The organism is Cyanobium sp. BA5m-10, assembly GCF_024346255.1.
GTDB classification, from domain to species: domain Bacteria; phylum Cyanobacteriota; class Cyanobacteriia; order PCC-6307; family Cyanobiaceae; genus Cyanobium_A; species Cyanobium_A usitatum.
In genome coordinates this window covers 1-19320 of sequence record NZ_JAGQCP010000018.1, presented here as the reverse complement: position 1 = coordinate 19320, position 19320 = coordinate 1, and the positions used below count along the sequence as shown (strand labels likewise).

At 61.0% G+C, this 19320-nt stretch carries 17 protein-coding genes and 1 tRNA gene; 9 read left to right on the top strand and 9 right to left on the bottom strand.

All coding sequences use genetic code 11. The annotated features are described in order from the left end of the window. Positions 1–197 precede the first annotated feature (197 nt). Complete coding sequence (locus KBY85_RS08065) at positions 198–4871, bottom strand: hypothetical protein (protein WP_254960994.1); 4674 nt, start codon at positions 4869–4871, stop codon at positions 198–200. A 224-nt stretch (positions 4872–5095) separates the two neighbouring features. Here KBY85_RS08065 and KBY85_RS08060 point away from each other — a divergent pair, with 224 nt between their 5' ends. Beyond that, the gene (locus tag KBY85_RS08060; RefSeq protein ID WP_254960993.1) at positions 5096–5311 is read left to right on the top strand and encodes a DUF6447 family protein; all 216 of its coding nucleotides are present in this window, start codon (positions 5096–5098) and stop codon (positions 5309–5311) included. A gap of 447 nt (positions 5312–5758) precedes the next feature. Further along, positions 5759–7366, top strand: coding sequence for a Calx-beta domain-containing protein (locus KBY85_RS08055; protein ID WP_254960992.1), 1608 nt, complete (start codon positions 5759–5761; stop codon positions 7364–7366). Positions 7367–7920: 554 nt separating this feature from the next. Here KBY85_RS08055 and KBY85_RS08050 read toward each other — a convergent pair. Further along, positions 7921–7991 (bottom strand) — tRNA-Gly (locus KBY85_RS08050). Positions 7992–8088: 97 nt separating this feature from the next. On the opposite strand from KBY85_RS08050, the gene KBY85_RS08045 reads away from it, so the two are divergent. From KBY85_RS08045 to KBY85_RS08020, 6 genes are all read left to right on the top strand, one after another. Then, positions 8089–9453: an MFS transporter gene (locus tag KBY85_RS08045; RefSeq protein ID WP_254960991.1), complete on the top strand. Its 1365-nt coding sequence runs from the start codon at positions 8089–8091 to the stop codon at positions 9451–9453. Positions 9454–9467: 14 nt separating this feature from the next. Further along, positions 9468–10214, top strand: a complete 747-nt coding sequence (locus KBY85_RS08040; RefSeq protein ID WP_254961011.1) for an ABC transporter permease — start codon at positions 9468–9470, stop codon at positions 10212–10214. Further along, entirely contained in the window at positions 10214–10648 is a 435-nt protein-coding gene (locus KBY85_RS08035) for a DUF3119 family protein (RefSeq protein ID WP_254960990.1), read from the top strand. Before KBY85_RS08040 ends, KBY85_RS08035 begins: the two co-directional genes overlap by 1 nt. Further along, positions 10641–11555: a DUF3086 domain-containing protein gene (locus KBY85_RS08030; protein WP_254929950.1), complete on the top strand. Its 915-nt coding sequence runs from the start codon at positions 10641–10643 to the stop codon at positions 11553–11555. Before KBY85_RS08035 ends, KBY85_RS08030 begins: the two co-directional genes overlap by 8 nt. Positions 11556–11566: 11 nt before the next feature. Then, positions 11567–12250, top strand: coding sequence for a glycerol-3-phosphate 1-O-acyltransferase PlsY (plsY, locus tag KBY85_RS08025; protein WP_254960989.1), 684 nt, complete (start codon positions 11567–11569; stop codon positions 12248–12250). 84 nt (positions 12251–12334) lie between these two features. Beyond that, entirely contained in the window at positions 12335–13744 is a 1410-nt protein-coding gene (locus KBY85_RS08020; protein ID WP_254960988.1) for a hypothetical protein, read from the top strand. 13 nt (positions 13745–13757) lie between these two features. Here KBY85_RS08020 and proC read toward each other — a convergent pair whose 3' ends face one another. From proC to KBY85_RS07985, 7 genes are all read right to left on the bottom strand, one after another. Next, entirely contained in the window at positions 13758–14573 is an 816-nt protein-coding gene (gene proC / locus KBY85_RS08015; RefSeq protein WP_254929954.1) for a pyrroline-5-carboxylate reductase, read from the bottom strand. Further along, positions 14557–15108 carry a cell division protein SepF gene (locus KBY85_RS08010; protein ID WP_254929955.1) on the bottom strand — a complete coding sequence of 184 codons (552 nt, stop codon included), beginning with the start codon at positions 15106–15108 and terminating at the stop codon, positions 14557–14559. Before KBY85_RS08010 ends, proC begins: the two co-directional genes overlap by 17 nt. A gap of 93 nt (positions 15109–15201) precedes the next feature. After that, a complete protein-coding gene (locus tag KBY85_RS08005) occupies positions 15202–15840 on the bottom strand; it encodes a YggS family pyridoxal phosphate-dependent enzyme (protein ID WP_254929956.1) in 639 nt (212 codons plus the stop codon). 4 nt (positions 15841–15844) lie between these two features. Continuing rightward, positions 15845–16111 (bottom strand): PipX family protein, encoded by a 267-nt coding sequence (locus tag KBY85_RS08000; protein WP_254929973.1) that lies wholly within the window; start codon positions 16109–16111, stop codon positions 15845–15847. Positions 16112–16162: 51 nt separating this feature from the next. Further along, entirely contained in the window at positions 16163–17101 is a 939-nt protein-coding gene (locus KBY85_RS07995) for a CbiQ family ECF transporter T component (protein ID WP_254960987.1), read from the bottom strand. Between the two features lie 13 nt (positions 17102–17114). Then, complete coding sequence (der, locus tag KBY85_RS07990; protein ID WP_106502008.1) at positions 17115–18479, bottom strand: ribosome biogenesis GTPase Der; 1365 nt, start codon at positions 18477–18479, stop codon at positions 17115–17117. Positions 18480–18538: 59 nt separating this feature from the next. After that, the gene (locus KBY85_RS07985; protein WP_254960986.1) at positions 18539–19018 is read right to left on the bottom strand and encodes a DUF1823 family protein; all 480 of its coding nucleotides are present in this window, start codon (positions 19016–19018) and stop codon (positions 18539–18541) included. A gap of 28 nt (positions 19019–19046) precedes the next feature. Here KBY85_RS07985 and KBY85_RS07980 point away from each other — a divergent pair. Continuing rightward, the coding region (locus tag KBY85_RS07980; RefSeq protein WP_254960985.1) for a tRNA-dihydrouridine synthase at positions 19047–19320 on the top strand (274 nt) is incomplete at its 3' end.

Sequence of the window (19320 nt, the reverse complement as noted above, 5' to 3'; positions counted from 1 at the left end):
TGTCGCCAGCAGTGAGGATTTCTCCTGGTTGAAAGACTAGGGCTATAGCCCTGGATAGTGCACCCACTCTTCGACCTCTATTCTTCCGAGAATTCTAGTACGTTTGACGCCCAAAAAAAAGGGCCCGAAGGCCCCCCGTTTGAGTAGTTTTGATTGGTTGATCGCTGGATCGGCTTGATTGTCCCAGGCTTTGTGGCCTATGAGGAAGCGCGACCAGCAACGGAGCTGGCGGTGGATTCGGCAAGGCCGGTGGCGTTGGCAGTGAGGGTCCCCGATCCGAGGATGGTGACGTTGTAGTTGCCAAGGCCGACGGCCGTGGTGGTGGCGGTTGCTGTTGCACTACCGGCAACAGAGCTTGCTACAACTGTGTTGAGCAAGTTGGAGATGGCTTGGATGTTGCCAGAGGTGGTGATGTTGCCGGTACCACTTGTGTCGTAGATGCCGTAACCGGTTACGGTGCCCACTGCCAAGGCATCACCCTTGATTGAGATTGCAGTCGAGTCGTAGTCACCGGTTGAGGTGCCTTTGATGAGGTTGGTGCCGACCTGGCCGCCCAGGATGTCAACGTTCTGCAAACCGCCGATGGTTGCAATCATCGAGCTGCTTGCGTCATCAATGTTTACTTCGTCACCGATGGTGTTGGCCAGCACAGCCATGCCAGAGATGGTTTGACCGATCACATTGCCACCAGCTGGGCCAGCAGTGAGAAGGCTTTGGGCGTTTCCTGGAGTGGCTGAAGCAGATGAACTAGCACCTTCTCCAAAGATACCTGCCGCGTTCACTGTACCCACTGCATTGGCTGTTCCATCTGTAGTGGTACCTGTCACGAGGATTTGATCCTTTAGCGTTCCAGTGGAAGTGAGGGTTCCGGCAATAGCCAGCCCTGTGATGTTGCCAGTTTGCCCGATCGTGATGTCAGTTGATGATGTTTGGAGATTGGTGCCGTAGACGTCAATATCGGCTATCGCGTAGGCACCTGCAGAATTACTTGGAGCCGTTGTGGTTCCGGTTGCTACCCCATTCACATTCTGGGCAAAAGCACTACCACTTGCTTGTGCTTGGGATGCCACGGTGCCATCAGCACCAATTACTATTGTGCTTGTGTTTTGGTCGAGACCCTGAACATCCAATGTCAGTGATGCACTTGCAGTATCTGTTTCTGTGGAGATGACGTTACCAATATTTGTGGCCCTTGCGTTGCCTACTGATGTGGCCACGTTAGTTACGTTGCCATCATTGCCAATGGTGAGGGCTGAGTCGAAGGTGCCTGCAGCTTTTTGATCAATGGTCGCAGTTGCTGCGTCAGCTCCAACTAAGGTGCCCGATGTGGCAGCAGTGGCTGTCAGGATGTTGGTAGAAGAGGCATAAATAGTTTCCGCATCCCTGCCCACGGAGATGTTGACCTGATCGTTGCCGTAGGAGGTCGAGCTGTTAGTGCCGATGGTTGCTGTTGCAGTCTCAGCTACTGTGTTGGCTAGAGCAAGCAGGGTGGTGGTTGCGGCCATGTTGACACCACCGATTGCATCTTGACCGATGGTCAGCGTGTCTAATGTAGATGTATTGACGTTGTCTGTTGTCATGCCAGATACGGTTGAACCATAACCGGTTTGTGCCGTTGCATCTCCGTAGGTAGTGTTAGCAGTGGCACTGCCGCTGAGGTTTGCCGTGGCTGTAAATGGCGTTGTGTTCGTACCAGCAGTTACTTTTGTTGATTCAATACCGGAGATGCTGTCCTGATAACCGACAGTAGCGTTGGCATCATTTTTTATGCTAGTTCCTGATGTCCCAACGTTGCTCGCATTAGCGGTTTGGGTGCTCGTTGCAGAAGCGGCCATCGTCAGGGTCGTTCCTGATGTAATGGTTCCTGCGTCTACACCATAAACACTGTCGTTATTGACTGTTGCATCTGCACCGCTCGTAGCGGCTGTCAAGGTGGCGGGGTATTCGTCTCCGGAGACGCTGAATGCTGTTGTTGGTGCGGTAATGCCGGAACCTGTAGAAGATGTATCTAGTTTCAGGGTATATGTACTCGCGCCGGTCGCTTTTCCTACGATGTAATATGTCCCTGCCGGTAAACCGCTTCCACCCTCGGTTAATACAACTCTATCTCCGTTCGCGTAGTTAGCAAAATCTGCGGATGGAACTGTGATGACTCCCCCACTGGCGACAGTTCCCGTGAATGGTGTCGAACCACTGCCTGAGGTTGTTGTTGCTGTGGCTGTGTTGATTTGGCTGGCTGTCGCATTAATTGCTGCTGCTGTGCCAGAAGTTATTGTTCCGGCGGAAGTCCCTGCCAATGCAACTGCTACATTGACATCAATGTTGGTTGTGGCATCAGCCCCTACTGAGGTTGCGCTTGCCGTGTTAGTTCCGCTGCTATTTGCTGTGATCGCAGCTGTAGTGCCAGTCGTTAATGTTTTCGCGCCTACCGTAATGCCGTCTTGATTGTCCTGGTAGATGTTGGCTTTTGCATCTGCAAGAGTTGATGTTGCTGCCGCTGTGTTTGCGGTAGTGGCGCTGCCGCCAATGGACCCACTTGTACCGATTGTTGTATTGGCACCACTTAAATCGAGGCCGTAGGCATTTTGGGTGGGTGCGCCGCTCGTTGCATCGCCAACTGTTGCTGTTGCAGAGTTGCTTGTATTAATTCCGGTAGTAGCTGCAGTTGCTGATTGGATCAGTGCAGCAGTACCGCTTAGTGAAGCGGATGTGCCAACAGTGAAGGTTCCAGCTGCGGTACCTGTTGTAACGCCAGTAGCATTACTTGTTAGTGCTGTTGCGGTTGCATCCTTATCTGTAGAAGTTGCTGTTGCTGCAACCGTACTGTTGCTAGTGCCAGCTACTGCGGCGGTCGTGCCAGCAGTGAACGTATTCAGAAGAATACCATCTGCATTTGTATTAGTAGCCGTTGCTCTAGAAGCGGCATCTACTGAAGTTGATGTAGCGCTTAGGCTGATGTTGTCTGTGCCAGTGATGCTTGCAGTTGTGCCAGCGGTAAAGGTTGTTCCCCCGTTGACACCAGTTGCATTTGTTGCAATTGCATCAGATATGGCAGTTGCATTTGTGGAACTTGCCGCTGCTGTGATCCCGCTAGTATTTGTACCTGTTACGGTTGCTGTTGTTCCTGATGTGAAGGTTGTTACTTCTACTGCGTCAGAGTTGAAGTTTGTACCGACGGCATTGGCTGTACCAACAACCGACGTTGCAGTGACGCTTTGGTTCGCGGTACTGGTGCCAGTGAGAGTTGCACTTGTGCCGGCAGAGACAACCCCAATTTCAGTGCCGCTTGTTTCTGTTAAATATGAATCTGCTGTTGCTGCAGCAGCGCTTGCGCTCGCAGCTGTCACCGACGACGCAACAACCGTGCTCGACGTGTTGGCGGTGCCTGTTACGACTGCGGCCTGACCTGTAACCAGTTTTGCACCCGTAGCCATGTCAACGCCAGAGGCATTTGCGATTAGGGCGTCAGCGTCAGCAAGACCCTTGGTTGTTGTCGCACTGGCGTTTGTCGCGTTAAATGCGTTGGCAGTAATCGTTCCATTTGTGCCGACCTGGATAACTCCAGTGTTACCCTCCGATATACCGATGTTGCTGGTCAGTTCAGAATCGGCAACAGAATTACCAGTAGCCGTGGTGGCTGCGGTGCTAACGGTTACGCGGTCTGCCGCGCTGCCGACGTTTGCTGTGATCGTTGCTGTAGTTCCAAAGCTGAAGTCGGAGATGCTGCTTGTGTAATCACCAACATCGTCGATACCGATGACGCTTCCTGCTGTTGCAATTGCTGTCGCATCCCCACCAGTGCTCGGGGTGCCAGTTGTGGTTGCACTGGCGATTGCATCACCATCAACGTTTACGGTGATGGTTCCTTCTTTGCCTGCGGTAACGCCCGTATTTTGGAGGCCGACGCTTTCGGCTAAGTTTGCATTAGCAAGTGCGTCACTTTCAATGTTGGTTGCAGTTGCAGATGCTGTGTTGTTTGCTGTTGCAGCAATGTTGAGCACTGCTCCTGCGGTGATATCAACATCGGTTGCGTTGGTACCGGATGTCGTGTCGGTTATGGCTCCAGCGTCACTAGTGAAGTATGCAGAGGCGGTTGATTCTTGCGTCTGAAATGTATATGTATTTGTTGTAAGAGTGTTTGCTGGGGCTCCGCCTGGTGTTGCTGAAAGGATATAGCCAGTGGTGCTCGCACCATTAACAGAAATAACGTAGTAGGGGGTTGGGTTTCCTGAAACCGAAATAAGAACAGCATCTCCAACCTGTAGGTTCGAGCTTGGCGTCGAAAAGGCTAATGCTGATGTCCCAGAATTACTGTTGTACGAACCGGACGTTCCAAAAGTCAGGCTTGTGTAAACACCACTCACACCAGTAACTACTGGGTCAGAGGGGATGGGGGTGGTTGCTACGCTAGTTGCATTCGCACGTAATGTGAAGGTATTTGCATCTACCACATCTACATAATACTGATTTGCTGATGTGGTGGTTAGACCCGCGCCGCCGGTAGCAGCAGAAAATCGAATGATATTGCCTGTGCTAAGCCCGTGACCTGCCGAATAGAAGTAATCTAGTGATGAGTCCGTAGAAGTTGCCGTTCCACTCAAGTTTGCGCCTGAGTTGGCCACCCCAATCGATCCGGCCGTGGCCGTTACGGTCGCGTCTTCTGTGGCGGTGATCGTTTGGTTTTGACCAGCCGTAATGGTGGAATCCTGAATGCCGGTGGCTTCAGTGGCCTTGGCATTGGCGGCTGCAATGCCGTCTACGGATGTGGCGCTTGAGGTTGCGGTTGCGTTGGTTACTGCGGCTGTGATGCCGTCAAGACCAGTGTTGATTGTTGAGTTGTCAACCGCAACTGAGTTGATGGTGTCAGGCATTGGTGCTTAGGGAGGGCCCTGGCGTTATTTCACTCATTTTGCAAGCACAGCTCGCTGCATGGCCCCTTAGCGCTGCTAAGTCGGCAAGCCGCTGCCAAGGCTATGCGCGATGCCGGTCTCGGCTTTTTGAGGGGGCCGGGTTTTGCGCTTTTGCGCTTTTGCGCCTCCCTCCATCGCCGAGTTACCGGTTTCTTGGTAGGCTTGCATGCTGCATTTTTGTTCTGATGCCAGCTAGCGACGGGCCAGTCCTTACCTTCGGTGATCAGCGCTATGCCATTCAGGACCTGCCTGATACGGCGAAGGCTGCGATCCAGAACCTGCAGTGGGCAGATGCCCAGATCCGCCACCACGAAGAAGCTCTGCGCGTGAGCACCTACGCCCGTCAGGCCATGGTTCAAGAACTCACCACCATCCTGGCTACTGTCCCGGCCCTGCCCTAGGCCCCTTTGCCTAGCCGAAGGCTTCTGCGAAGCAGTAGCGACACTGTCAGGCGCCACCTTCTTGTACCTGTTCACCAAAGCCCACTTGCAGCGGCTCGGTGAGGTGCTCCAGGCTTGGATAATCAACCAGATCCCCGGCCGCACATAGGGTCTGGACCAACAGAGGCAACCAGCGCAGCCTGCACCGCCGCGACGGCTAGCACCCAATCCGCCAAGGGGTTCGCGAGCTGGACTACAACATCCAAGGGATGCTGGCCTTGGGAGGAATGGCAATCGCACCCGGAGGCCCTTGGGCCGACATTGAGTCAACCCTGCCTAGGGTGGGTATTGACAGAGCCTCCATGGGCCTCCTATTCCTAGGGCTAGGAGCTTATGGCGGTAATTTGCTAATTTTAGCATTAAGTTTCTTCCAAAGCAGCGTTTTCTTCGTCTTCCGGGTGGTCCATCATGGCTAATTCTCCGTTGATCTCGCCAAGCGGTGCTCCGCTTTTGGACCTTACCGGCTATGCAGGTCAAAGGGTTTCTCTAGCATTCAGCGTCAGTCGTGCCGCAGCTGACAATAGCTCGATTGGTTTTTATAAAGTTTTAGATCGCGAGGGATCCGTTTCCCTTAATTCTTCTTCTGTTCTGCCTGGCCAGAAAAACTATGCATCGGCAGCTCTGGCTCCAGGCAATCTTTTAAGCGCCGGCGGCCAGAATGTCTCTCTAGGAGCGCCTAATAACGCATCGTCAAATTTATCGTTTGATGTTTCTGGTGGGGAGCTTTGGGCTCCTTATGCCAGAAACTCATCTAAAGGCATTACCTTCTTTTCGTGGCCTGCTCAAAACCCCTCCAAATTCTCGAATGTTAGAAATGATGGGGGAAATTCTTTTTCCCTCGAGGATTTGCCTCGCGGTGGAGATCGTGATTTTGACGATTTAAAGGTTTCCGCTTCGGTAACCAATACCAGTGGCGGTGGCAGCGGCAGCGGCAGCGGTAGCGGTAGCGGTAGCGGTAGCGGTAGCGGCGGTGGTAGCGGCAGCGGTGGCGGTGGCGGTGGCGGTGGCGGTGGCGGTAGCGGCAACGCTCCAGTGGCTCCTGTCTCTTATTTCTCTCTTTCCGATGCCAAGGCGTTGGAGGGAGATACCGCCAAAGTATTAATAACTCGTTCTGGAGATCTCAGCACAGAGCAGCATCTGTTATTGCAGTCGTTCGGCGGCACAGCCACCCTCGGGCAAGACTACAACAAAGTGGGGGAAGAGATCACGTTTGCTAAGGGTCAGAACACCCATACTTCACTTGTGCCCACCTTAAAAGATAGCCGCGCAGAGCCCACTGAGTTTATCAGCCTACATCTAACTCCTAATTCCAGTAAATCTGATTCTCCTGCTCCTTCTATTACCCGACAGATTGGCTACGTCTCGATCCTCGATGGTGATGACGACAACCGCGGTACTTTTGGCCCGGGTTCATCGGGTTTTGGTGCCTCTAACCCAGTCGCTGTTTCCGGTGGCATTCAGGCGTCCGGTGGTTCCACGGTGAATGTGCCAGCTGGTGGGTCTTACGCCTACGGCACTTCTTACAGTGCTTTTCCTTATGGTTCGGCCTATTACGGTGCCTCAGCCGTGGGCCCGGCCTATTACGTAAGTTCGCCTTACTACACACCCTATTCGACTCCAGCCGTTTATTTTCCTGGCTACGGACCAGCTCTATATGCAGATCCCTCCCCCCAAACCATTGCCATATCAGGCGGAGTGAGTGCTAGTGAAGGATCCACGATCTCGATTGGTGTTGACACCATCGCACCTGGCGTGAATGTGGGTACCACGGTGATTGGTGCTGGTGTTGCTCCCCACGCTTTTGTTGTCCAGACGCCATTCAATGCTATTTCGGCCACCTCCGTCGATATTCTTCATTTTCTACAGTCCCCCTCACTTCAATCCTTTGGTGTTGCCGTTCCAGTTGCCACCTATCCAGGCACCTATGCACCCATTGCTCCCTCCCAACTCGTTCCCGTAATGGTGACCCCTCAGCAGATGGGAATCCTGCAAAGCGGATCCCTTCCTGTGGCTTAGGCCTGAATAAATTCCGTGCTTTCTGCCTTGGTCAGCACCGCCCCGCCAAGTCCAAAGGCGGCATGAATTGCATTGATGGCAGTAACGGCTTGATCTCGCAACTGATCAGCTTGTGTTCCCTAAACGCTGCGATCAACGCATCCCAGTCCCTAGGAGGGTGAAACGCCGCACCACCTCGATGCCTGGAGCGGCCCACATCTCTATCTGCGTCATGGTCCAGAGCACGAGACATCTGGGCAACGTAGGCATCAGGCTCGATGTCCTGCTGGAAAACGCGGTGATTCAGAACCGTCCAGCCCCTGCGGCAGCCCCTTGGGGACAGCCCCTTGGGGACAGCGCGTGAAACACGACAGCCCTGCGTGAAACACGACAGCCCTGATCGTCACCTCCCAATCGCGGGCCGCCGGCATGTGAGACGTTTGGTGAGATAGACGTTTGGTGAGATATTTCATCTGACAGCCCGAGACGAAGCAAACAGACGCTGGAGATGACTAGCAGACCGAAAGCCAGTCGCAGCAAGGGCTTTAGGCCGAAAACCCCTATTGAGAAAAGTAAGCGGGCGGCGGGAATCGAACCCGCATCATCAGCTTGGAAGGCTGAGGTTTTACCACTAAACTACGCCCGCGGCAGTACATGCGTACGAGTCACATGCCTGTTGCTGTTACCGAAGTAATCCAGCTCAGACATTATGGCCTGCCCACCCCAAGTCCTAAGCGGCCCCGATGATTACAGCTGAAGAACAGAGCTTGGGGCAGGCAGCCCGGCGTCGCCTGCTGTGGAGCTATGGGCTCGGCGACATCGGCACCGGCATGGCTGCCACCCAGCTGGGCTTCTACCTATTTGTTTTTTACACCGGTGTGGCCGGGCTGCCGGCCTGGATGGCGGGCCTGGTGCTGATGGTGCTGAAGGTGTGGGATGGCATCAACGACCCCCTAGTGGGCTGGCTCAGCGACCACACCAAGCACCCCTGGGGCCCGCGGCTGCCCTGGATGGCTGGCAGCGCCATTCCCCTAGGCCTGGCGCTGGTAGCGATGTGGTGGGTGCCTCCGGGGGGGGACTGGCAGAAGTTCGCAATTTTGGTGGTGATCCAGCTGGTGGCTATGGCGCTGTACACCTGCGTCAACCTGCCCTACTCGGCCCTAGCCGCCGAGCTCACCAGCTCCACCCAGCTGCGCACCCAGCTGAATGCCAGCCGCTTCACCGGATCGATCCTGGCTGGATTGGCCGGCTTGGTGCTGGGGGCCCTGCTGGTGGGCCAGGGCGCGGAGGGCTACCTACGTATGGGCTGGGTGTCCGGACTAACCCTCACGGTGTTCACCCTGCTGTGCTGCTGGGGACTAGCCCCCTTCGCCCGCAACTGCCAGCGCCCTACGGGCCACCCGGAACCGATCCGGCGCCAACTACAGCGCATCTCAGCCAACCCTCGCTTTCTCAAAGTGCTGGGGCTTTACCTGCTGCTCTGGTGTGCCCTGCAGCTGATGCAGCCGGTGTCGCTGATTTTCCTGGCCGTGGTTATGCAACTGCCGGAGAGCTGGAGCACTTGGATCCTGATTCCCTTCCAGCTCAGTGCCCTGGCGGGGCTGCAGCTATGGAGCCGGGTGGCAGGGCGCCACGGCCGTGTCTGCGCCCTGCGCTGGGGCACCGGGCTATGGATTGCCGGCTGCCTGGGGGCAAGCCTGCTGGTGCCCCTCGATGGCAGCACTGCTCCCCTGGGCAGCTTCAGCAATGGCATCTCCCTGGGCCTACTGGTGCTCACGATCATGGTTACGGGCCTGGGAGCCTCCACCGCCTACCTGATCCCCTGGGCCCTGTTGCCCGACGCGATCGATGCCGACCCCGACAAACCAGCCGGGCTGTACACCGCCTGGATGGTGGTGACTCAGAAACTGGGCATCGGTGTGGCCGTGTTTGCCCTTGGTAATGGGCTGAGCCTCAGCGGCTACCAGGCCTCCCTGGAACTGGCCCAGCCGACTACTGCCCTCACGACCATCCGCCTATGCATGGGCCTGATTCCGGCCGTGCTGATCGCCGCTGGCCTGCTGGTGATGCGACGCTGGCCGGAGAAAGGCCTGCACCGCCAGCCATGAAGCGCCCCGCCTGGCTGACAACACCGCGCTGGCTGCGGCGCCTGGGAGCCAGCCTTCTGGTTGGCGGGCAGGCGGTGAGCGCCATCGCCAAGGGGCGCATCGGCTTCAACGATCTGATGCAAGAGCTGATGGAAGCCGGCCCCGGCAGCTTCCTGATCGTGCTGATCACGGCCTTGGCTGCGGGCACCGTGTTCAACATCCAGGTGGCAGCGGAACTCTCCAAACAGGGCGCCAGCGCCACGGTGGGCGGTCTATTGGCCCTGGGGCTGTCACGGGAGATCGCGCCCCTGCTCACCGCCACCCTGCTCACCGGCAAGGTGGCCACGGCCTATGCGGCCCAGATCGGCACCATGAAGGTGACCGAGCAGATCGACGCGATCACGATGCTGCGCACCGATCCCGTGGAGTACTTGGTGGTGCCCCGGGTAATAGCCATGGTGATCATGGCGCCGGTGCAATGCCTGCTCTTCTTCTGGGTGGGGATCTGGTCGGGCCAGGTGAGCAGCACGCTGCTCTACAAGATCCCCCCGGCGGTGTTCTGGAACTCGGTGCGCACCTGGATGGAGCCCGACGACCTGCCCTCGATGCTGCTCAAAGCTCTGGTATTCGGGCTGCAGATCGCCGTGATCGCCTGCGGCTGGGGACTCACCACCCGGGGGGGGCCCAAGGAGGTGGGCACCAGCACCACCGGTGCCGTGGTCATGATTCTGGTCACAGTCGCCCTGATGGACGCCCTGCTCACCTCGCTGCTGTTCACCTGATGACCTCCCCTGCTCCCGGAACTAGCGGCGTGGTGCTCGACCCCGCCTACGGCGTATCCCTTGGCGTGATTGGCCTGGGACTGGCAGCCCTGGCCCTATCACCACTGTGGGCTGGGGCCATCTGGCTCAGCCTGGTCGTAGCGGTGTTCGGTTTGTTTCTGCTGCTGCAAACCCGCCTGCTGCGGCTGGAGTTTGGCGGCGATGCCCTGCTGGTATGGCGTCAGCAGACCCTGCTGCGCCGCTTCCCATACCAGGAGTGGCTGAGCTGGACAATCTTTTGGCCGGGGCTGCCAGTGCTGTTTTATTTCCGTGAACAGGCCAGCATCCACTTCCTGCCAGTGCTCTTTGATGCAACCAGCCTGCGCCAGCAACTGGAGCAGCACCTGAGCCAGCTCCCCCCCGCAGCACCTCTCGATTCCCCAAGCGATGTCTGACGACCCCAGCCAGGCTTCCCCTACCCCTGACACCCCTGAGATCCCTTCACCAGCCCCCTGGCAGGAGCTGGCCCTTACGGAGCTGCAGCAGCAGCGCACAGCCCTGCTTGAGGAGATCCGCCAGCTGGAAGCTCGCCGCGGCCAGATCCAAAAGGAGATCGAAGCGAGCTTTGCTGGCCAGGCTGATGGGGTGGCCAGGCGGCTCAAGGGCTTCCAGGACTACCTGGTGGGAGCCCTGCAGGACCTCGCCGTGGCCGCCGAGCAGGTGGAGCTGGTGCCCCAGCAGGTGCTGGTGCAGCCCTCCCCCCTCGACCAGATCAGCAGCACAGCAGAAGCCAGCCAACCCTTAGCGGCTGTAGCGGCCGCAGGGCTGTTCGGCCCTGACGAAGTCCTGATTCGCGAGCGTCTGGCCGGCTTTGGCGGCCAGCCCGACTTCTACGCCGATCCCTGGCAGCTGCGCCGCACCCTGGATGCCAGCGGAGCCGCCCTGCTCGACGACTGGTTCCTGGGCCAGGGCGGCCGGGGTGCCCAGCCCAGCTGCGGTAGCCGCAGCCGCAATGCCCTGGTGGCCGCCGCCGCCATCGCCATCCTCGGCGAGCTCTATGGCGAACGCTTCCAAACCCTGGTGCTGGCCAGCCAACCGGAGCGCCTGGGGGAATGGCGCCGCGGCCTGCAGGACTGCCTGGGCCTTTCCCGCGAGGATTTCGGACCCAGCAGCGGCATCGTGCTGTTTGAGCGGGCCGATGCCCTGGTGGAGCGGGCCGACCGCCTCGAAGAGCGGGGCGAGCTGCCCTTCATCGTGGTGGATGCGGGCGAGCCGGTGATCGAGATCCCGATCCTGCAGTTTCCGCTCTGGCTGGTTTTCGCGGCCGGCCCCGGCGAACTTATGGCCGACGAAACCTATTAAGCCCAACCACCGTGACCCTGCCTGCAGCCGTGACCCTGCCAACAGCCGTGATCCTGCTCACCCTTGCCATGCTGATCGCCGGCTACCTGCTCGGCTCAATCCCCAGCGGTTACCTGGCAGGGCGCTGGCTGGCTGGCCTCGACATCCGCCTCGAAGGTTCCGGCTCCACCGGTGCCACCAACGTGCTGCGGGTGGTCGGCAAGGGGCCGGCCCTAGCGGTGTTCCTGGTGGATGTGCTCAAAGGAGCCGCCGCCGTGCTGCTGGCCAAGGCGCTGCTGCAGCCCCCTGGAGCACCGCTATTGGGCACCGGCACGAGTGTGACTGACACAGGTGTGGTCGCGGCGGGCTTAGCGGCCCTGGCCGGCCACATTTGGCCCATCTGGCTCAACTGGAAGGGGGGCAAGGCCGTGGCCACCGGGCTGGGGGTATTGCTAGGCCTGGTACCGGCGGTGGGCATGGCCTGTTTTGGCATCTTCCTCACCGTGTTGAGTTCCACCCGGCTGGTGTCTCTCGCCAGCGTGGTGGCGGCAATCAGCCTGCCACTTCTGATGGTGGGGGCCCATGGCATGCGGCTTGCTTATCTAGCCCTTGCCGTGCTCACTACTCTTGTGGTGGTATTGCGGCATCGCAGCAACATCCAACGCCTTCGCGCGGGCACCGAACCGCGCCTGGGCCATGCAAAGCCGGAATCCTGACCAATACCCTGCCCCAAACAACCCAATCCGCCCCTGGCTTCCTCCCTGTCGACCCTCTCCTCAGCCAACGTTTCACAAGCCAGGGTGACCCCGCGCTCCCTGGCATTGGTTCTGCTGCTTGCGAGCCTCTTGACCCAGGCCACCAGCCTGTGGACTGGCCACAGGGCCCTCAACAGCCAAGCCCAGCTTGCCCGGGAGCGAGCGAGATCAGAAGCCCTCGACCAACTCCAGGCTCAGCAGAACCACCTTGCCCTTGCAGAGCGCCTCCTGGGCAACCCTCTGGCCAATGAGAAAGTCCGAAGGGGTCTGATTTCCCAGATGGTCCAGGGGCAGCGTGCCCGCGATCAGTCCCTCCGCGACCTGCTGCGAGCCGACACGACGGAAAAACCCGCCGGCGTCGCCCATCAGCCCTTGTCGTATGCCCAACTGGAGCAGGCCCTCCAGCAATGGGACCGGGGCCATCACGCTCTGCTCAAAACCCAGGCACCCTTGCTGAACACGGGTTGGCCCCTAACCCCCCAGGAGCGAATCAGCCTGCCCGCCTTTCAGGCCATGCAACGCCTGGCCCAAGGCCGCCTACAAGCCCAGTGGACAGTGGCGGAGGCCCTGAAGCGAGCCCAGGAAGAAGAGCACAACAGCCAACAAATGACCCTGGCCAGTGTCAACGCCGACCTGAGCACCAGCCAGTCCTCTGGCCTGATAGCCCTGCTTCTTCTGCTGACAGGCGGGGGACTACTTCTGCTGAAGACCGCCACTACATCCGCAGCCGCCACCAACTGCACCACCGACAGCGACGCCAACGCCCAGCCTACACGAAAGGCGGACCATGAAGCGCCCGGCCGCCTGGCGGGAGCTTCCACGGAACCGACGGCTGCCCCAACCCAGCCAGGAGCGCCAGCCCAACCGAGCACAGATGTAGCAGATCTCGCAGGGCGATCAGCAGCTGTCAACGCCGTCACTGCTCCAACCACCGCATCGCCCAATGCGGTCTCATCATCTCTGGGGCCGACCATTCAGCCCCCAGGCCCCGGATCCCCCGGCACGGAGCTGGCGGTGGTGATCCAACAGCTGCTCGCCCTAGCGCCCGGCGTCGAAGCACTTCACGGGGCCCTCGTCCAGCTAAGCCAGGGCTCCACCTCCCAGCCCACCGCTGGCCTGCTCGCCGCAGCTCAGCAAGCCAGCGCACCGGCTGACGGACCAGCTAAGACCACCATCGATCCCACCGCGGCAGAGCTTCCAACCTGGACTGCCCTGCAGCAGACCCTCGAGGATTTGCTGCGCAATCCCTTCAAGCTGGAGGACCGGCAGCGACTCAGGACCCTGCTCCACCACCTACTCAAGACCGCCGGCCCCCAAGGCGACCCAGAGTTGGAACAGGCCTTCGCCAAGCTGATGAAGGAGAGCGGCGATGGTCGCCTGCCGGTGCCCTCCAGGGAGCTCCTGCACGAACTGCTGGGACTGGTGCAACGGCCGAGAACAAGCGGTGGAACTTAGTCCCGCATGGGGCTCAGGCCAGCTGTCGGCTCCGTTCGGCGGCCGCCAGCACCGCCTCCAGCAGAGCCGAACGCACACCACCAGCCTCAAGGCGCCGCAGGCCAGCGATGGTGGTTCCGCCGGGACTGCTCACCATGTCCTTGAGCTGACCGGGATGCAGATCCTGCTCGTGTAGCAGAGCGGCGGTGCCCGCCAGGGTGCGGTGGGCCAGGCGGTGGGCCAGGGCCCGCGGCAGGCCGGCCGCCACGGCACCATCGGCCATCGCCTCCGACACCACCGCCACAAAGGCGGGCCCAGATGAAGTGAGGGCCAGAAAGGCATCGAGCTGGGCTTCAGGCAGCTCGTGCACCTCTCCCACCTGGGCGAAGAGCTGCTGCACCCAGCGGCGTTTGTCTGGGGGCACGTCGACGCCAAAGGCCAGGCCCGTGAGCCCCGCCCGCACCAGGGCCGGGGTATTCGGTACGGCGCGCACGCACTGCCAGCCAGGAAACAAACGCTGCAGCCGCGCCAGGGTGACACCGGCGAGCACGGAGATCAGCAGCCCGCCCGAACCAGCCGCCGCCGCCGGTGCTACGGCCTCGAGCTGCTGGGGCTTAACCGCCAGCAAAACCACCGGCGCAGACCAGGCTGCAGCTGCATCAGTAGCCACAGTCAAACCGTGGGTTTGGGCCAGGCCGGTGGCGGAGGCTTCGCTGGCAACAACGGCTCGCACACCCTCGCGCTGCACCAGGCCTGCTTCCAGCAGGGGAAACAGCAAAGCCTGGGCCATACGGCCCAGGCCCACTACGCCGAAGGTTGGCGTCACAGCCGGCCTAAATGACGGCGTCATGCCGGCCCCAGGCCGGGCTGGGGGCCGCGTCCTGCTGGGGCTCGCTGATCTCACGGTTCACGATCGTGGGCGAAGAGGCTTCGTCGCTGGCGGCGGTGGTCACCGTGACGCAGCTAGGCGCAAACAGAAAAATGCTTTCACCCACCCGCTCCTGGTGGCCGTCGATAGCAAAGGTGCCGCCTGCCACAAAATCCACGGCGCGCTGGGCCTGATCCGGCTCCATCATCGTGAGGTTGAGGATCACGGTCTTGCGGTCGCGCAAGGCCTGGATGGCGCGGGGCATTTCATCGAAGCTGCGCGGCTCCATCAGGGTCACCTCGGCAGAGGCCGTGGAAAGGCCGGGCATGCCGATCACGTTGGTGCCGGCAAAAGGATCGTCAGCACCGAAATCGGAGCTCAGGGCTAGGGCGCTGGAGCGACTGGTGTAGCTCGGCTCAGGCTGCTCGCCGCCGTCGTAATCGAGCTCATCGTCGTAGTCGCCATCGAGATAGTCGTCTCCTGAGACAACGGCACGCAGGCGGGAAAACAACGACACGAACCAAACCTCGCAAGTTTCTTTCCACCTGAATAGCGTCCCACACCAATCGCGGCAAGGCTTTCAAGCGGAGATTGGCACCTTGTGGGGAAACTATTGAATTTGGCGCGGCCCAAACAGGCCGCTACCAATGCGCAACCAGGTGCTGCCAGCTGCGGCAGCCTCGGGCCAATCGCCACTCATGCCCATCGAACGCTCCGGCAGGCCCAGCTGCGTCGCCAGGGCGTCGCACTCGCCAAACAGGGCCCGACGCTCGGCCTCGTCCAGGCCCAGGGGGGCCAGGGTCATCAGGCCCAGGGGCCGCAGGGGCGCCAGGCCACCCAACTCAGGCCAGTGTTGGCAGAGCTCAGCGGGCTCAAAGCCGGTCTTGGCGGGATCGGGGCGAAATTTCACCTGAAAAAAGACCGCTGGCTGGCGCTGCTCCTCGGCGGCGATGCGGGCAAGGCGTCTAGCCAGATCAAGGCTGTCGAGGGAGTGGATCGTGCCGAAGTGGCGCACCACACCCCGGGCCTTATTGGCCTGCAGCCGGCCGATGAAATGCCAGTCGAGGGGCGCCAGATCGGCCAGCTCGGCCTGCTTGAGCACCGCCTCCTGCAGGCGACTTTCACCAAAGCTGCGCTGGCCGGCGGCCACCGCTTCACGGATCCGATCAGCGGGCTGACCCTTGCTCACCGCCAGCAGGCGACAGCCTGGCGGCAGCTCGGCCTGGAGGGCGGCCAGTCGCCCGGCCAAGGATTCAGATGAAGGTCTGGTCAAACAACTGACGCCAATGGGCGTGGGCCTCGGGACCGTCGCGGCGGGAGCGCGCCAGATTTTGCTCAGCAAAGTGGCGAGCATCCATCAGCGGCACCACCTCAAAGGTGGCGCCACGGGGCTGCAGGGTGACGACGAAAAAAATGCGCTGGGCGTAGAGGGTGGCGAACAGATCCCGGCCTTCGGACACCGCCGCCACCCGATAGAGCATCCCGAAGGTGGGATGGTTTAGGTAGCGCTCCGGACTCACAAATGCGCTGCTCGTCAATGCGCTGCTCACCGATGCAATCGAACTTGGCCATTAAAGGTCACCGACTTTCCAACGCAGCAGGAGCATCAGCAGCAACAACCCCGCCGCCGTGGCGTTGAGCAGGCCCAGGCCCAGGCCCCGCCCCGCAACCGCTGGTCGCAGCAGCTGGTTGGGCGGCAGCCAGACCCCGCCGCGGGCCAGCAGCGCCTCAGCTCCCTGCTCGGCGCGCAGCAACACGTTGGCCAGCAGCCGCTCTCCCAGGGCCAGCACCAAGGCCAAGCCCCCCTTCCAGCCCAGCCGCTTGAAATTCACCGCCCGGGTTGCAATAGATCGCAACAGGTTTTGCAGCTCCTCCTGCACCAGGGGCAGGAAGCGCAGGGAAAGCAGCAGGGTGAAGCCAAGCCGCTCCACCGGCAGACCCAGCCGGGCCAAGGGCGCCAGCAGCCAGCTGATCGCCCACACCAACTGTTCGGGGGAGGTGCTGAGCAGCAGCAGGTTGGCGCTGTGCACCAGGGTGAATAGCAGCGTGGCGCCGTTGAGGCCCAGCTCAGCTGAACGGCGGGTCACCACCAGGGGGCCAGCGCGCAGCAGCACCCAGGGGGTGCCCGAGCGCTCTGGCGGCGGGCTGCCGGGGGGGGCGGGCTGGAGCCGCAACTCCGCCGGCGGCCGCTGCAGGGCTGCGGATGCCGCCGTGCCCGCCGGCAGCAGGGCCGCCAGGGCACCCACCAATAGGGCAAGGGCCAGTAGCAGCGGCACGCTGCGGCGCCATAGCCGCCAGCTGAGCCCGCTAGCGGCGGTGATCAGCAGCAATAAGCCCACCAGACTGAGACGCCAGAGCGGTCCTGCCAGGATCGGCGTTACTAGAAAAATCAGGCTCCAGGCCAGCTTCAGGCGCGGATCAAGCCGGCGCAACCAGCTGCCGCCTGTGGCCGCCTCCGCCGGATCCGGGGCGGCAAATTGGCCGATGGGGATCTGGCGTAAAAAATCCACCTAAGCGCAGGCCCTAGCGCCCACGAGTCTGGCTGCGGGCCAGCTCCTTCTCGGCATCGCGCTGCTGCTTGCCCCGCCAGAACAACTTGATCGGCGTGCCCTCAAAGCCCAGGCCCTCGCGGATCTGACGCTCCACATAGCGGCGATAGGTTTCACCGAACAGCCTCGGCTCATTGACAAACAACGTGAAGCTAGGGGGCCGCACCGCCACCTGGGTGCCGTAGTAAAGGCGGCCCTGGCGGCCACCACGGCTGGTGGGCGGTGTGCGCCAGCTGAGCGCCTCGGTGAGCACCTCGTTCACCACCGAAGTGGTGACACGGCGGCGGTGCTGCTCCACCGCCAGCAGGGCCAGGGGGAAGATCGCCTGCACCCGCTGGCCGCTGAGGGCAGAGGTGAACAGCATCGGCGCCCAGTCGAGGAAATAGAGCTTTGCGCGGAGCTCCTTCTCCATCGCCGGCATGGTGTGGCTGTCTTTTTCAATGGCATCCCACTTATTCACCACCACCACGCAGGCTCGGCCGTCCTCTTCGATGCGGCCAGCCAGGCGCTGGTCTTGCTCGGTGACGCCATCGAGGGCGTCAATTACTAGTACGCACACATCGGAGCGCTCGATCGCCTTGAAGCTGCGACTGATGCCGAAGTATTCGGGGCCGTAGCTCACCGAACGGCGGCGACGGATGCCGGCCGTATCGAGCAGCTTCCAGGTTTTGCCCTCCCGCTCGATCGTGGTGTCGATCGTGTCGCGGGTGGTGCCACGAATCGGGCTGACGATCGCCCGGTTTTCACCGCACACCGCATTGAGCAGGCTGGATTTACCCACGTTGGGCCTGCCGATGATCGCCAGCTGAATCGGCTCTTCGCCCTCGTCTTCTTCGGTAGGGGGCAGATAGCTCACCACCTTGTCGAGCAGGTCGCCGGTGCCGGCACCGTGAATCGCCGAAATCGGGAAGGGCTCGCCCAGGCCCAGGCCCCAAAACTCGGCCGCCATGGCCAGGCCCGCATCGGGCGACTCGCACTTATTCACTGCGAGCATGGTGGGAACCCCCTGGCCCCGCAGCCACTCGGCAATCGACTGGTCGGCGGCGGTGCATCCCTGCTGACCATCAACAACAACCAGGGCCACGGCCGCCTCGGCCAGGGCCAGGTTTGCCTGCTCGCGAATCTCCGGCAGAAACTCGCTGTCGTCGTCAAACACCAAGCCGCCGGTGTCGACCACCCGGAAGGTGCGATCAGCCCAGTAACCCTCTTGATAGGTGCGATCCCGAGTCACGCCGGGCGTGTCGTGCACGATCGCTTCGCGGCTGCGGCAGAGCCGGTTCACCAGGGTGGATTTGCCCACGTTGGGGCGTCCGATAATTGCAACGACCGGTAAGGCCAAGGGAGGTATTCCTACGTCTGTCCTGTATTGACCCTACAGAGAGACCTAAACCCCAGCAATTAGCTAATGGGCAGGTCACCTGGATGCCCCAGCACCGGATCGGCCGGCGCCACCAACAGCAGCGGCAGTGGCCCGCTCTCCGGCAGGGCTTTATCTCGCTCGGCCAGATAGGCCAGCAACCAGTTCACGGCGGTAGCGCGGCGGGTGCGGCGCGGGTAGAGCTCGCCGATCGTGTAGCCCGCAAAACCCAACTGCTGCTTGAGCAGTTGCTTGTGCACCTTGGCGATCGAGCGGGTGAGGGCCACCGAGGCGGGCCGCTCAGCGATGAACTGGGGTTCGATCGGGAAGGACTCCCGCCAGGCAGCGCTGGTGGCCGGGCCGGCGCTCCAGGTGCCGGAGCCATTCAGCTCGTATCCCAGGCGCGGCCAGATCAGCTCACACACGAAGCGATCGCTGGTGCGGTCGGCGAGCACCGCCTCCAGCAACTCTCGGCTTAAGGGGTAGGGCACGGCAGCGGGGGCGGCCTGAGCGGAAGCCATCGGCCTGAAGCATCACAATCGATTCACCATGATCACTGGTTCACCGATCACCGCTCTGCCCCTGCAGCTCTCTGGCAACGGCACGCCCCGCGCCCTGCGCTGCCGCGTCTTGCAGTCGCCGCTGGCGGGGGTGAGCGATCGGATTTTTCGCGGCCTGGTGCGGCGCTGGGCGCCCGATGCCCTGCTGTTCACCGAGATGGTGAACGCCACCAGCCTGGAGCTGGGCTTCGGGCTGCAGAAGGTGGAGGAGCTGGGCAGCGAGGCCGGCCCGATCGGTGTGCAGCTGTTTGATTACCGGCCCG